This is a genomic window from Chryseobacterium sp. T20 (genome assembly GCF_047345655.1).
In the GTDB taxonomy this organism is placed as follows: domain Bacteria; phylum Bacteroidota; class Bacteroidia; order Flavobacteriales; family Weeksellaceae; genus Chryseobacterium.
Map to the genome: position 1 here is coordinate 279,249 of NZ_JBLFDU010000001.1, position 14,260 is coordinate 293,508.

Sequence of the window (14,260 nt, forward strand, 5' to 3'; positions counted from 1 at the left end):
GATTTTAGCAACAAAATGGAGTAAAAAACTCCTTATCCGTACTATTTTAGCACAGAAATTATTAAATTTTTAAACCATTTGAATTTAATTAAGGGATTAAGAATAATTAGATTGAATACTATGATCCTGTTAGGTCTAATTAATCTGTCTGATTTCCCTTTATGGCTTCATTAAAATGATAAGAACAATTATCTTAGTTCTTTAATGATCTGTATTGAATGGGCTACAGCTTCTGTGATTTTTGCATAGTCATATTCCCCGGCTTCATTTTTCACAAACAGCTGAGATCCTAGTCCTACACAATAAGCGCCTGCAGAAATCCATTCACTGATGTTTTCTTTCGTGGGCACGACTCCGCCTGTAGGCATTATATTTGACCATGGCATCGGGCCTTTCACTGCTTTGATGAATTCCGGTCCACCTACTTGTGTTGCCGGGAAAATCTTTACAATCTCTGCTCCCAGTTCTTCAGCATAAGAAATATCGGAAACAGAGCCACAGCCTGGCATCCACGCAATTTTTCTTCGGTTGCAAACCTTTGCCACTTCAGGATTTAAAATGGGAGCTACGATAAAGTTCGTTCCATTCTGAATGTATAAAGAAGCGGTTGCCGGATCAAGAACAGATCCAATTCCCAGGATCATATCAGGTGTTTCTTTGGCTGCATATTTTACCAGTTCAGCAAAAACCTCATGGGCAAAATCTCCTCTGTTGGTAAACTCGAAGACACGGGCTCCTCCATCGAAACAGGCTTTTACAATTTTCTTACAAACATCAATATCTGCATGATAAAACACAGGAACAATCCCTGTCTGCTTTGCCATTAAGGCTACTTCTATTCTATTAAATCTGGCCATAGTTATCTTTTTATTCTTCCTCCTGAATTTCCGTTCATTACTTCCAGAATATCTTCTACACTTGCGTAGTTGATATCTCCGGGAATGGTATGTTTAACCGCGCAGGCTGCATTGGCGAAACTTAGCGCTTTTTTATGATCAAAATGCTTTAAACCATAGATTAGTCCTGCAGCAAAAGCATCTCCCGTTCCAATTCTGTCAACAACAGGATTAATTTCCAGAAGTTCCGTTTCAAAATAGGTTTCATCTACCCAAGCTCTTCCTTGTGTTTGCTGTGTACTTGCTGTAATTCCAATTCTTATTTTATCAAAAATTTTTTGAACAGAAGGAATTTGTTGTTTTAATTCTTTACAGGCTTCCATGAAACCTTCTTGGTCTGAGGAAAACTGAGTGCCGAGAATTTCATTGATCTCATTTACTCCTCCAATAAAAATGGTGGAATAAGAAACCAGTTCTTTCAGTACTTCATGTCCTTTTTTTCCATATTTCCAGAGATTGGAACGGTAAGCCGGATCTGTGGAAATTTCAATTCCTTTATTCTGAGCTGTTTTCAGACCTTCCTTCAATGCTTCGTAGGCAGATTCTGAAATACCGGGACTGATGCCTGTCCAGTGAAAATATTCACAATCTTCAAGCGCCTGTTCCCAGTTGATCTGTTCAGGATTGATATTGGCAAAAGAACCGTTCAGTCTGTTGTAAGCAATTCTGCTGGCACGAACAGATGAACCGACTTCAAGAAAATACAGCCCCAAAGGATGTTCATTTTTATGAATGAAAGTGGTATCAATCCCAAAGCTTTGAATGAAAGAAACTGCAGATTCTCCTACAAAATCATCCGAAACGCAGCTGATATGTCTTACATCACCACCCATTGCTGCCAATGAAGACGCGACGTTCAGCTCTGTCCCTCCAAAAAAGAACTCCATTTCGTGGCTCTGCTTCATCATTCTGTTTCCAGGTGGGGAAAGTCTCATGATCACTTCACCGAATGTAATTATTTTGCCCATAGCTTTTCAATTAAAAATCAAAATAATTTTTTGCGTTATGATAGCAGATATCTGAAATGGTTTTGCCGATCAGTTCCATATCATCCGGCAACTCACCGTTTTTCATTTCTTCTCCGAAAAGATTACACAATACTCTTCTGAAATATTCATGTCTCGGGTAAGAAAGGAAACTTCTGGAGTCTGTAAGCATTCCCACAAAACAGCTTATTAATCCCATATTGGAAAGGGCATTCATCTGTTTGATCATTCCGTCTTTCTGATCAAGAAACCACCATCCGGAGCCAAACTGTACTTTTCCTTTGATGCTTCCATCATTGAAATTCCCGATCATTGTTGCGAAAATTTCGTTATCCGCGGGGTTTAAATTGTATAAAATCGTTTTTGTGAGTTTATCTTTTCCGTCCAAAGTGTTTAAAAATCTGGACAGCGTTTCAGCCTGCACAAAGTCTCCGATAGAATCCCAGCCTGTATCCGGACCCAAGATTCTGTGCATTCTTTCATTATTATTTCTCAAAGCTCCCAAATGGAACTGCTGAACCCATCCGTATTGATGATAAGCTTCCCCTAAGAATAATAAAATGGCTGTTTTGAATTGGTTCACCTGCTTTTCGGCAATCACTTTTCCTGCTAATTTATCATTGAAAATAGCATTCACTTCCGCTTCTGTAGCCTCTTCAAAAGAAATATTGTTTAAGCCGTGATCACACAGTCTGCATCCGTTTTCGTGGAAATATTCGATCCTTTTAAGCAAAGCATCACATAAAGTCTGATAAGAATTAATTTCAATACCTGCTGATGTTCCCAGTTTTGCAATATAATCTGCAAAGTTGTGGTTTTCAATCAGAATCGCTTTATCCGGACGGAATGCGGTGCTTACTTTGATACTGAAATCACTTTTCGCCAGATCCTGATGGTAATTCAAAGTGTCTGTAGGATCTTCTGTAGTACATAGAGACTCCACATTCATCATTTTCAAAAGACCTCTGGTAGATTTTTCAGGGGTTTGAAGCTGAGTGGTGATGTTTTCATAGATTTCTGAGGCATTGTCTCCATTCAACAGCTCATCAATTCCGAAATATCTTTTCAATTCCAGATGAGTCCAGTGATACAGAGGGTTTCTCAAAGTATACGGAACTGTTTTTGCCCAGGCTTCAAACTTTTCTTTGTCTGAGGCATCTCCCGTGATGAATTTTTCATTAACTCCCATCGTTCTCATGGCTCTCCATTTGTAGTGGTCGCCAGCAATCCAGACTTTAGAGATATTATCAAAAACAGTGTCTTCTGCGATATCTTTAGGAATCAAATGATTATGATAATCAATGATGGGTTGCTTTTCTGCGAATCTGAAGTAAAGTTCTTCAGCATATTTATTCTGTAATAAAAATTGATCTGTTATAAAAGGTTTCATTTTTTGTCTAATCTGTTGTTATTCATTAGCAGGTTTTCCAATGGTCGCCAGGATTCCTCCATCTACGTAAATAATCTGTCCGTTGATGAATCTGCTTGCATCAGAAGCAAGGAAAATAGCCGTTCCGGCCAAGTCTTCCGGATTTCCCCATCTTCCTTCCGGTGTTCTGCTGATGATAAAATCATTGAAAGGGTTTCCATCCACACGGATGGGTTCTGTCTGGGAGGTTGCAAAATATCCGGGACCGATTCCGTTCACCTGAATATTGTGTTTTGCCCATTCTGTTGCCAGATTTTTGGTAAGCATTTTAAGGCCGCCTTTGGCTGAAGCATAGGCTACTACATTGTCACGTCCCAGCTCACTCATCATCGAGCAGATGTTGATAATTTTCCCCGATTTCCTTTTAATCATATATTTTCCGATTAACTTCGACATGATAAAAGGTCCGGTAAGATCTACATCAATTACTTTTCTAAAGTCTTCTACTTCCATATCAAGAGCCGGAATACGTTTGATGATTCCTGCATTATTGACAAGGATGTCTATTTTTCCATGAGTGGCTTCCATTAAAGCTACTTTTTGGGCTGCTTCCAGTTCATCCGTCACATCAAAAATATAGCCCGTTGCTTTATACCCTTTTTCGAGGTAATAATTCAAAGCTTCTTCCAGCTTTGATGGCGTTGTACTGGTAATGGCCAGCTCAGCACCAGCTGCGGCAAGTCCTTCTGCCATTGCCATTCCTAATCCGTGAGTACCTCCGGTAACCACAGCTACCTTACCGGATAAATCAAATAAATTCATGGGAAAAATTACTTTAGTTCGTTTGTTTTAATACCGTCCATATCGCCGTAGTCCATATTTTCTCCGGCCATACCCCAGATAAAAGTATAATTGGCAGTTCCTACCCCAGAGTGAATAGACCATTCCGGAGACAATACTGCCTGTCTGTTCTTCATAAACAGATGACGGGTTTCGTGAGGCTGTCCCATAAAATGGCTTACCGTCTGCCCTTCCTCCAGGTCAAAATAGAAATACGCTTCCATTCTTCTGGTGTGGGTATGTGCTGGCATCGTGTTCCAGACACTTCCGGGGTGAAGCTCCGTCATACCCATTTGAAGCTGGCAGGTTTCTACCACAGAATTGACAATCAGTTTGTTGATGGTCCGTTTATTTGCATATTTTTCTTCACCCAGTTCCACAATTTCGGCTTCGTTTCTGGTGATTTTCTTTATAGGATATGCATGATGTGCCGGAGCTGAATTGATGTAGAAATAAGGCTGTTCTTCACCTGTTTTTTCAAAGATCACTTCCTGAGCTCCTTTTCCAATGTATAGAGCTTCTTTATTTCCCAGCTCATATACATTTCCATCTACGGTTACTTTTCCTGTTCCTCCTACATTGATGATTCCCAGCTCTCTTCTGTCCAGAAAGTTTTCTGCTTTCAGATCATCGGTAGGCTCCAGTTTCAAAGCTTTGGAAGAAGGCATTATGCCTCCTACAATAAGCCTGTCATACATAGAATAGACCAGTTTTATCTTATCCTCATTGAATAAATCATCGATTAGAAACTCCCTCCTGAGATCTTCTGTGGTATATTTTTTCACATCTTCAGGATGATGGGCGTAACGAAATTCTGATTGTGCCATACTACTATTTTTACTTTTTCTTTTTACGGTTTTCGCAAACCTGTTAAACTCAATGTAATCGATTGCATAAAATTACACTAAAATTGCAGAAATACTTGTGGGGTTAAATATATAATTATTCTTTAAGTAGTTAACAAAAAATTAATTTTATTTTAAAATAAACTGATTTTCAGATAAATAAAATTTAAAACAGATTTAAAAACAGATAAAAAAGGAAAGAAAAATCTAGAATAAATTTCCCAAAACAAGAAACCAACTGGACTTGAAATATAAAATCATGCCAAAATAACACAGAAAACAGTCAATGAAATATTGATTAAAATATAATCAAATTAATACACATATGATATAAAATAGCAAATATTAATAAAAAGTACAAAATATTAGAGTGCTAATAATTTCAAAAAGATGACAAAAATCAGAAATCGATGAAAATTTTTCTTCCTTGAGATGAATTTTGGGATTTTTCACCCTCAAAAAAAGACATCATTTTAAGCAAATTTTAAGTTTTATAATCATTAAACACTTAAGAATTTGATTTTTTTCGTTGTCTATTAAAGCTGTTCACAAATTAAAACATTCATTTGATAATCAATTATTTAAATACAAACAATCACTATTTATTTTGCAAGGATAACATTATTAAACAGATAAATTCATGAAAAAATAATATTTTTTTCTTTGCGTATTGAAAAATAATATTAGTTTAGGAGCCAGAATAATGTTTTATAAAAAATTACGCAATCGATTGCACTAAAGCGTAAGAAAATGATCAAAAAAACGTCATGGCCACTAAAATCCGCAGAATACTTCATAATCCTAATCAAAAACGATTGAAAAAACTTTCAACCAAGAATTAAAACTATAAGGATACATAATGGATAAAAGAGTACAATCAATAAAGTGGTTATATTTAACTGTTTTTCTGCTTCCTGTCCTTTCCATGGCTCAGGAAAAAGAAACGAAAAAAGATAAAGAAACCAAACTGGATGATGTGGTTTTGGTAGGCTATACAAAAGTTTCCAAAAAAGACGTTACCAACGCTGTTTCTTCCGTGAAAGGCGAAGCTCTTAAAGATATGCCTTCTACGAATGCTGCTGAAGCCATCCAGGGAAGACTGGCAGGTGTACAGGTTTCCCTGAGCGAAGGATCTCCCGGTGCAGATGTAGACATTGTAGTGCGCGGAGGGAACTCCATTACCCAGAGTAATGCCCCACTCTATATTGTAGATGGGATACAAATGGATAATGCCCTGACCATCTTATCTCCCAAAGAAATAGAATCTATTGAAGTATTAAAAGATGCCTCTTCCACTTCTATTTTCGGATCAAGAGGAGCCAACGGTGTAGTTCTGATTACCACAAAAGGTGGTCGAAAAAAAGGAAAAACAACAATCAACTATAATGGTTTTGTAGGGGTAAGAAGCATTCAGAATAAGATCAGTGTGCTTGATCCTTACCAGTATGTGCTTTATCAGTATGAACAATATTATAAGAATGGAGATGCAAAAGATATTGAAACTTTTAACACACGCTACGGAACTTTTGATCAGCTTGACAAATATAAGTCTGTCAAAAATGTAAACTGGCAGGATAAACTTTTCGGAAGAGAAGCATTCAATTTTACCCATAATGTGTCATTGTCCGGAGGATCTGAAAACTCTGCATTTTCATTGACCCTTAATAATGTGGAGGAAGACGGAGTGATGATTGGATCCGGATTCAAACGTAATATGGCCAACTTCAGGTATGATTATGATATTTCAAAAAAACTGAGTATCGGTCTGAACGCCCGTTACAGCCGTCAGATGATCTACGGAGCAGGAACTTCTGCCTCAGGTTCGCAAACCACCAACCGATTGAGAAATGCCATCAGGTATCAGCCTTTTGAAGGAGGTTCTACAGTAGATGTTGATGATTTTGATCCATTATTTGCAGATCAGACGAATCTTGTCAATCCAGTTTTACTGGCCAATGATGAAGTAAAAGAAAGCGGAAGAAATGATTTACTACTGAACGGAACCATTGAATATAAAATCAGTAAAGATTTTACCTTCCGAAGTGTCATTGGCTATGTACAGAGGGATCAGATCGTGAATCAGTTTTCCGGTCCGGTTACCAGCCTTGCCAGACAGAACAACGATCAGCCAGTGGTATTTATGAGTAATTCTCAAACCAGAAGAATTACCAATACCAACACATTGAATTATAGAAGAACATTTGGTAATCATAAATTTGATCTTTTAGCAGGTCAGGAAACCGTAAGAACAGATGGCGAATCTACCTCCATCAATATCAAATGGTTCCCGAAATCTTCTTCAGCACAGGAAGCTTTTGCCAATTCACAGCTGGCATCACCGCCTTCAGGAATGGTTCAGGATGCTCCTAAAACAGCAAGAGAGGTAGACCGTCTGGCGTCTTTCTTTGGAAGAGTAAATTATATCTACAACAACAAATATATTGCAACGGTTTCCATGAGAGCTGATGGTTCGAGTGTTTTCAAACCTGGCCCCAATCAGTGGGGATACTTTCCTGCAGCTTCTTTAGCCTGGAAAATCAAGGAAGAAAACTTCTTGAAGCAGAGTAACTTTGTGAATGAGCTGAAACTTCGTTTAGGATATGGAAAATCAGGGAATAACAGAATCGGAGCATTTTTATATGATACCTTCTTTACGTCTTCTTCAGATTACGGCTATGCTTTCGGAACCAGTGTTACCCCAGGGGCTACCACCGGAAATATTATGGCCAACCCTAATGTAAAATGGGAAACAGCTACTTCATACAATGCGGGAATTGATTTCGGATTGTTTAATGGAAGGCTTTATGGAACTCTGGATGTTTATAAAACAGATACCAAAGACCTTTTATTATTAGCCAAAATACCACAGACTTCCGGATACGAGTATCAATACCAAAACTCAGGAAGCAGCGAGAATAAAGGGATAGAACTATCAATGGGAAGTACCATCATCAGCAAAGAAAACTTTTCATGGAAAATTGATGCCAATATCTCCTCCAACAGAAATACCATCAAAAGTTTAGGAAATAATGCGTCTGCAAGTTCCAATTCCTATTACTACCCTTCCGGATGGCAGAATAACCTGTTTGATTTCCTTGTTCAGGTAGGAAAACCGGTAGGAACTTATTGGGGATATGTAACAGCCGGAAGGTATGAAGTGAGTGACTTTAATTATGATGCAGCGACTCAGATCTATACTTTAAAAAACGGAATAGCAAGCTCTGCCGCTGTAGCTAACGGAGCAAAAGCTGTACAGCCGGGAGATCTTAAACTTCAGGATTTAAATGGTGATGGTGTGATTGATAATAAAGACATGACCGATCTTGGAAGTGCACAGCCTAAATTCTACGGAGGTTTTACCCAAACATTCCGCTATAAAAACTGGGACATGAGCTTACTTTTCAATTTCTCCATAGGAAATAAAGTATACAATGCCAACAAAATAGAATACACGACTCAGTATCTGTATAAGGATAATAACATGCTTGCTGAAGTGGCAGACCGCTGGAGATGGTTTGACAATGCCGGAAATAAGGTGACAGATCCTACTGCTCTTGCGGCTCTTAATGCCAATACAACGATGTGGACTCCTCCTGCTGGAGCTTATTTCCTACATTCTTATGCTATTGAAGATGGTTCTTTCTTAAGACTGAATAACCTTACGATTGGATACAGCCTTCCAAAAGGATCTCTTGAAGCCATTGGAGTGAAGAATCTGAGACTGTATGCTACCGTGAATAATTTATTTACGATTACCGGCTACTCAGGATTTGATCCGGAAGCCAATACAAGAAGAAATCCATTAACTCCGGGAGTAGATTATTCTGCCTACCCAAGAAGCCGATTTATTTTATCAGGAGTAGATATTACTTTCTAAAACGAACGCTATGAACAAAAATAAATTTTCAAGTTTTTTCTTATCTCTTGCCTGCGTAGTTACTCTTAATTCCTGCAGTGACTATTTAGAGGTAGAAAACCTTTCCAATACCGCTGAGAAACAACAGTTCGACTCAGCACCGGACACTTTTGCCGCCCTTGTAGGGGTTTACAACAGTGCCATGGGTGACAATACTTACGGACAGAGAATGAATCTCATCCTTTCTCAATCCGGAGACGACCTCAGAACCTCCGGAGATTATAATGCCAATGACAGAAGAGGAGTCAGCTGTTTCGGAGCAGTTCCTACCAATACGGAATTATTAAGACCTTTCCTGGATACGTATACAGGGATTGAAAGAGCCAATCTTGTGATCAAAAATATTCCTCTTTCTCCTGTTTATCAAACCGGATCTGCAGCCGATAAGAAACTGATGGACCGCTACCTGGGAGAAGCATTGACACTAAGAGCATTGTTTTATTATGATCTTATTAAAAATTGGGGTGATGTTCCTTTTCAGGATGTCCCTTCTGCAGATCTGCCATCCGTTTATATTCCGAAAACAGACCGTGATGTCATCTATGAAAAACTTCTTGATGATTTGGCAAAAGCATCAGCACTGGTACCATGGAAATCAGAAGGAGGAACTACTGCACAAAGACTTTCCAAAGCAGCAGTAAAAGGATTAAGAGCCAGAATAGCATTGGCAAGAGCCGGATATTCTTTGAGAAGAAGTCCGCAACTCATGACGCAAGGAACAAATCCTCAGAAATATTATCAGATTGCTTATGATGAATGTAAAGACATCATCACTTCCGGGCAGCATAAGCTGAACCCAAGCTATGAAGGGCTTTTCAGATCTTTGCACACCAACACTCCGGATACGACGAACGAAATTATTTTTGCGGTCGGAGCTTTTGGCGGAAACTCTAGAACAGATTCAAAAATCGGATATTATAATGGCTTAAGGCATGATGATTCTGATTGGAAATCAGCCGGAGGGATCAGTGCTATTCCTACCTATTTCTATGAATTCAGCAAATATGATTTGAGAAGAGATGTTAATATTGCCATTTTCAGGGTAAGCACTTCAAAACAGGAAGATCTTCAGACTTCTATCAACTGGAATGACGGAAAATTCAGAAAGTCATGGACGAGCATTACCGGAACTTCTCAAAACTTAGGAATCGACTGGCCATTGCTAAGATATGCTGATATTTTATTAATGTTTGCTGAAGCGGACAATGAACTTCACAGCGCGCCTTCTCAGGAAGCCATTGATGCTGTAATGGCTGTAAGACAAAGAGCTTATACAGGTAATTTGGGTCAGATAGGAACCATTCCTACTTCCAAAACTGAATTCTTTAAATATATTGTTCAGGAAAGATTATTGGAATTCGGAGGTGAAGGGTTGAGAAAATATGATCTGATCCGCTGGAACCTTCTGGAAACAAAGATCAATGAAACCAGACAGAAACTCACAGATTTCATGAACGGTACCGGAGCTTATGCTAACGTTCCCGAGTATATTTTTTATAAAAAACCAGCTTCCACCGTTGTCAATTATGTTCCGACAAAAACGGCTCAGCAAAATGTACTGGATATGGACATTTATGTAAACGGAATCAACAAGGCTGATGTTTTTTATAATCCCAATCAAAGTGTGGCTACTCCTACAGGGTATACAAAAGTAAACTGGAGACTGGCTATGACACAACCTTACATTAGTGGAGATCCGGTGAAAAGTTATGCGTATTATTTCCAGCCTAACAAAAAGGAACTTCTTCCTATTGCACTGGATGTGATTAACTCAAATTATAACCTTACCCAGGATTACGGATACTAGATAGTTCAACATTCATATCAAAATACAGGCTGTCTTCCACCAGGATCAGTCTGTATTTTACCCAAAAACTGCTTTATGAAATATTCCATATTTTTTAAAAACACAGCTCTGTTTTCTATTGCTCTGATCGCTTTATTTTGCCTTCTTTCTTTCAAAACCAAGGATAAAACCATCGTGGTTTCGAAAGACGGAAAAGGTAATTTCACAACCGTCCAGCAGGCAATCAACGCTATTGAAAACAGTTCTTTAACGAGAACAAAAGTTTTTATTAAAAACGGAATTTATAAAGAAAAGATCACCATCCCGGAAACAAAAGGAGCCATATCGTTGGAAGGTGAAAATCCAGAAAAAACGATCATTACTTATGATGATTATGCCTCAAAAAAGAACGCTGAAGGAAAGGAAATCGGAACTACAGGTTCATCCACAATATTTATTTACTCAAATGATTTTACAGCGAAAAATATTTCATTTGAAAACAGTTCCGGAAGGGTCGGACAGGCAGTTGCCGTATTAACCTCCGGTGACAGAATTATGTTTGAAAACTGCAGATTCCTGGGAAATCAGGATACTTTATATTTAAAAGGAGCTCAGGATCTTGAAGACAAGACAAAACCGTCAAGAAATTATTTTAAAAACTGTTATATCGAAGGAACAACGGATTATATTTTTGGAGCGGGAACAGCTGTTTTTGAAAACTGCATCATTTACTCCAAAGAAACGGCAAGCTATGTGACAGCAGCTTCTACTCCACAGGGAAATGAATTTGGGTTCGTTTTTATCAATTCAAAAATTATTGGAAATGCGAAAGACCATTCCGTTTATCTGGGAAGACCATGGAGACCTTTTGCCAGGACGGTTTATATCGACTGTGAGCTTAACTCAACGATACAACCTGAAGGATGGCACAACTGGAACAAAACGGAAGCAGAAAAGACCACATTGTATGCAGAAAGCAACTCAAAAGGAGCCGGAGCTACTATTGCTCAAAGAGTTCCGTGGTCGCATCAATTAAATAAAGAAGAAAGAAAAAAATACACTCCGGAGAATATTCTTAAAGGAAATGATCACTGGAATATAAGAAAGAGCTTACAATAATTCGGACTCATTCACACGAAAACCTTCAATCATGACAAAAAACTTCATCAAACTATTCACCACAGGGCTTTTATGCAGTATTTCTACGCAAGTTAATGCGCAGGAAGTATTGAGTTTCCCCGGTGCTGAAGGTTTTGGAAGATTCACGACAGGCGGACGTGGCGGAAAGGTCTATTTTGTAACCCATCTGAAAGACGATAACTCTGAAGGAAGTTTAAGATTTGTTTTGAATCAAAAAGGTCCGAAGTATATTGTATTTAAAACCAGTGGAACCATTTACCTGCAGTCTCCATTAAAAATAAAAGAAGGCGACCTCACCATTGCCGGACAAACCGCTCCCGGAGATGGAATTACGATTGCCAATTATGAAACATTTGTAGCTGCGGACAATGTTATTATCCGTTTCCTAAGATTCAGAATGGGAGATCAGAAAAAATTTGAAGGCGATGCTTTGGGAGCAAGATTTATTAAAAATCTGATGGTAGATCATTGCTCGATGAGTTGGTCTACAGACGAAACGGTGTCCATTTATGCTAATGAAAAAACCACTCTTCAATGGTGTCTCATTGCGGAAAGTCTCAGAAATTCTTTTCATCAGAAAGGCGCACATGGCTATGGTGGAATTGCGGGAGGTAAATGGGCATCCTTCCATCATAATATCTATGCGCATCACGACAGCAGAAATCCAAGACTGGGAGAATACGCAGGAAGTCAATTCGCGCTGACAGACCTTACCGATTTCAGGAATAATCTGATCTACAACTGGGGACACAACAGCATCTATGGAGGTGAAGGAATGAACGTGAACATCATTAATAATTATTACAAACCCGGCCCTGCAACCCTAACCAGACAAAGAATTGTCGCCATCGATAAAAATGAAAACCCGAAAGCCGAAGTCTATCATATCTGGGGGAAATACTATATCAACGGAAATGTGATGGAAGGAAGTCCGGAAATCACCAAAGATAACTGGACAGAAGGTGTTTTTAGTCAGATGAAACCATCCTATAAATTAACAGAAAAGGATAAAAATTCCATTAAAATCAATCAACCTCATGATATTGAGAATAATATCAAAACCCATTCTGCGGAGGAAGCTTACAGGAAAGTACTCAAATCCAGTGGAGCAAGTCTGGTAAGAGATGCTGTTGATCGTCATGTGATAAAAGATATTGAAACCGGAAGCTTTACTTACACAGGCTCAAAAGGAAGTAAAAACGGAATCATTGATTCTCAAAATGACACAGGCGGATTCCCTCTTTTAAAACAGACACAACCTCTCCCCGATTCGGACAACGACGGAATGCCGGATGAATGGGAAGTCAAACATCATTTGAACCCAAAATCAGCCAATGCCAACGGCCGAGATCTGGATAAAAACTATGACAATATAGAAGTCTACATGAATGATATTGTCCGTACAATAACCGATGAACAAAACTAATAACCATGAAAACTCATCAACAGAAATCGGTAACCCAACAGGAAAAAGTATGAAACTCAGTTTATTTAAAATAGTCATAGCAGGCGCTTTTATCAGCACTCAACTTTCAGCGCAGACTTCTGTGATTGAAGCCATTAAGAAAAACCCGAAAGCACCATTTTCTTACGCTGAACTTTCTGTAAAAGAAGGCGGAAAATGGGAAGGCAATCAATACATAGGAGGAACTTTCAAAAACGTTCAGGAACTCACCCTTCCGGAAGCCCATACAGATCATTCTTCTTATATCAGATACGAAGGAATCGGTCTTGAAAACAATCAGGTTGGCTACAGACTTTATCTGGACTGGAGAAATGCCACCGATATTTTCGGTAAAAAAGTAACAGGAATTGTACTGCCGGAAGTAGGTCAAGACGGCTTTGAATCTTATCACCACGATGCCGCATGGGGTCAGGATATTCTGAAATCCGGACGTACTATTGGAATTGGTTCTTACGGAAGATATGATGAGCAGAATGATTACGTTGAAACCTTTAAAATAGTAAAAAGCACGAATGCAAAAGTAGTCAACGAAAAAGATCAGTCTTATGCCCTTATTACTTACAAAGGCTGGAAAACCTGGGGCAATGCTGTAGATTTGCAGTCAAAACTGACGATTTTCTCCAAAGACCGTTTCGTAAAAGTAGATTTGAATCTGAGCAATAGTCTTTCAGGTCTTTGCACCGGAATCGTTGCTTTCAAAGACGTCCCTATGAAACAGGGAATCAGTAAAAATAAAAAATGGGCTTATATTGCCACTTACGGACAACAAACTCTGGCCAAAAAAGAAGATAATCTGGGAATGGCAGTCTTCTATCCGCTTGAAAGCTTTGATAAATATGTGAAAACAAAATCTACCCATACCATCGTCTTCAAAAAAACTAAAAATGTATCCTATTACTTTATGGGCGCCTGGTCTCAGGAAACTAACGGCTTAACAACCAAAGAATCTTTTTACCAGGATCTGGATCAAAAACTGGATATTCTCGATCAAACTCATCAACTTTAAAGTTTAACATT

General features: G+C 38.6%; 10 protein-coding genes. 5 read left to right on the top strand and 5 right to left on the bottom strand.

Annotation, left to right across the window (positions count from 1 at the left end; translation table 11 throughout):
* Window positions 1-188: 188 nt before the first annotated feature.
* From ACMA47_RS01275 to kduI, 5 genes are read right to left on the bottom strand one after another with little or no spacing between them, the layout of a single operon-like run.
* Window positions 189-857, bottom strand: coding sequence for a bifunctional 4-hydroxy-2-oxoglutarate aldolase/2-dehydro-3-deoxy-phosphogluconate aldolase (locus ACMA47_RS01275; RefSeq protein WP_413928336.1), 669 nt, complete (start codon window positions 855-857; stop codon window positions 189-191).
* A gap of 2 nt (window positions 858-859) precedes the next feature.
* Window positions 860-1,864: a sugar kinase gene (locus ACMA47_RS01280; RefSeq protein WP_413928337.1), complete on the bottom strand. Its 1,005-nt coding sequence runs from the start codon at window positions 1,862-1,864 to the stop codon at window positions 860-862.
* Between the two features lie 10 nt (window positions 1,865-1,874).
* Window positions 1,875-3,272 carry a glucuronate isomerase gene (uxaC, locus tag ACMA47_RS01285; protein ID WP_413928338.1) on the bottom strand — a complete coding sequence of 466 codons (1,398 nt, stop codon included), beginning with the start codon at window positions 3,270-3,272 and terminating at the stop codon, window positions 1,875-1,877.
* An 18-nt stretch (window positions 3,273-3,290) separates the two neighbouring features.
* Window positions 3,291-4,073 carry a gluconate 5-dehydrogenase gene (locus ACMA47_RS01290; RefSeq protein ID WP_413928339.1) on the bottom strand — a complete coding sequence of 261 codons (783 nt, stop codon included), beginning with the start codon at window positions 4,071-4,073 and terminating at the stop codon, window positions 3,291-3,293.
* Window positions 4,074-4,081: 8 nt separating this feature from the next.
* The gene (gene kduI, locus ACMA47_RS01295) at window positions 4,082-4,918 is read right to left on the bottom strand and encodes a 5-dehydro-4-deoxy-D-glucuronate isomerase (RefSeq protein ID WP_413928340.1); all 837 of its coding nucleotides are present in this window, start codon (window positions 4,916-4,918) and stop codon (window positions 4,082-4,084) included.
* 877 nt (window positions 4,919-5,795) lie between these two features.
* Here kduI and ACMA47_RS01300 point away from each other — a divergent pair.
* From ACMA47_RS01300 to ACMA47_RS01320, 5 genes are all read left to right on the top strand, one after another.
* Complete coding sequence (locus tag ACMA47_RS01300) at window positions 5,796-8,813, top strand: SusC/RagA family TonB-linked outer membrane protein (RefSeq protein ID WP_413928341.1); 3,018 nt, start codon at window positions 5,796-5,798, stop codon at window positions 8,811-8,813.
* A 10-nt stretch (window positions 8,814-8,823) separates the two neighbouring features.
* Window positions 8,824-10,659: a RagB/SusD family nutrient uptake outer membrane protein gene (locus ACMA47_RS01305; RefSeq protein WP_413928342.1), complete on the top strand. Its 1,836-nt coding sequence runs from the start codon at window positions 8,824-8,826 to the stop codon at window positions 10,657-10,659.
* Between the two features lie 75 nt (window positions 10,660-10,734).
* The gene (locus tag ACMA47_RS01310; RefSeq protein WP_413928343.1) at window positions 10,735-11,757 is read left to right on the top strand and encodes a pectinesterase family protein; all 1,023 of its coding nucleotides are present in this window, start codon (window positions 10,735-10,737) and stop codon (window positions 11,755-11,757) included.
* A gap of 31 nt (window positions 11,758-11,788) precedes the next feature.
* Window positions 11,789-13,204 carry a pectate lyase gene (locus ACMA47_RS01315; protein WP_413928344.1) on the top strand — a complete coding sequence of 472 codons (1,416 nt, stop codon included), beginning with the start codon at window positions 11,789-11,791 and terminating at the stop codon, window positions 13,202-13,204.
* A complete protein-coding gene (locus ACMA47_RS01320; protein ID WP_413928345.1) occupies window positions 13,191-14,249 on the top strand; it encodes a DUF4861 family protein in 1,059 nt (352 codons plus the stop codon). Before ACMA47_RS01315 ends, ACMA47_RS01320 begins: the two co-directional genes overlap by 14 nt.
* Window positions 14,250-14,260 lie beyond the last annotated feature (11 nt).

What these genes read in the sequence shown, in the direction of transcription:
- ACMA47_RS01275 (WP_413928336.1), bottom strand. Translation starts at nt 857, where the DNA reads ATGGCCAGATTTAATAGAATAGAAGTAGCCTTAATGGCAAAGCAGACA.
- ACMA47_RS01280 (WP_413928337.1), bottom strand. Translation starts at nt 1,864, where the DNA reads ATGGGCAAAATAATTACATTCGGTGAAGTGATCATGAGACTTTCCCCA.
- uxaC (WP_413928338.1), bottom strand. Translation starts at nt 3,272, where the DNA reads ATGAAACCTTTTATAACAGATCAATTTTTATTACAGAATAAATATGCT.
- ACMA47_RS01290 (WP_413928339.1), bottom strand. Translation starts at nt 4,073, where the DNA reads ATGAATTTATTTGATTTATCCGGTAAGGTAGCTGTGGTTACCGGAGGT.
- kduI (WP_413928340.1), bottom strand. Translation starts at nt 4,918, where the DNA reads ATGGCACAATCAGAATTTCGTTACGCCCATCATCCTGAAGATGTGAAA.
- ACMA47_RS01300 (WP_413928341.1), top strand. Translation starts at nt 5,796, where the DNA reads ATGGATAAAAGAGTACAATCAATAAAGTGGTTATATTTAACTGTTTTT.
- ACMA47_RS01305 (WP_413928342.1), top strand. Translation starts at nt 8,824, where the DNA reads ATGAACAAAAATAAATTTTCAAGTTTTTTCTTATCTCTTGCCTGCGTA.
- ACMA47_RS01310 (WP_413928343.1), top strand. Translation starts at nt 10,735, where the DNA reads ATGAAATATTCCATATTTTTTAAAAACACAGCTCTGTTTTCTATTGCT.
- ACMA47_RS01315 (WP_413928344.1), top strand. Translation starts at nt 11,789, where the DNA reads ATGACAAAAAACTTCATCAAACTATTCACCACAGGGCTTTTATGCAGT.
- ACMA47_RS01320 (WP_413928345.1), top strand. Translation starts at nt 13,191, where the DNA reads ATGAACAAAACTAATAACCATGAAAACTCATCAACAGAAATCGGTAAC.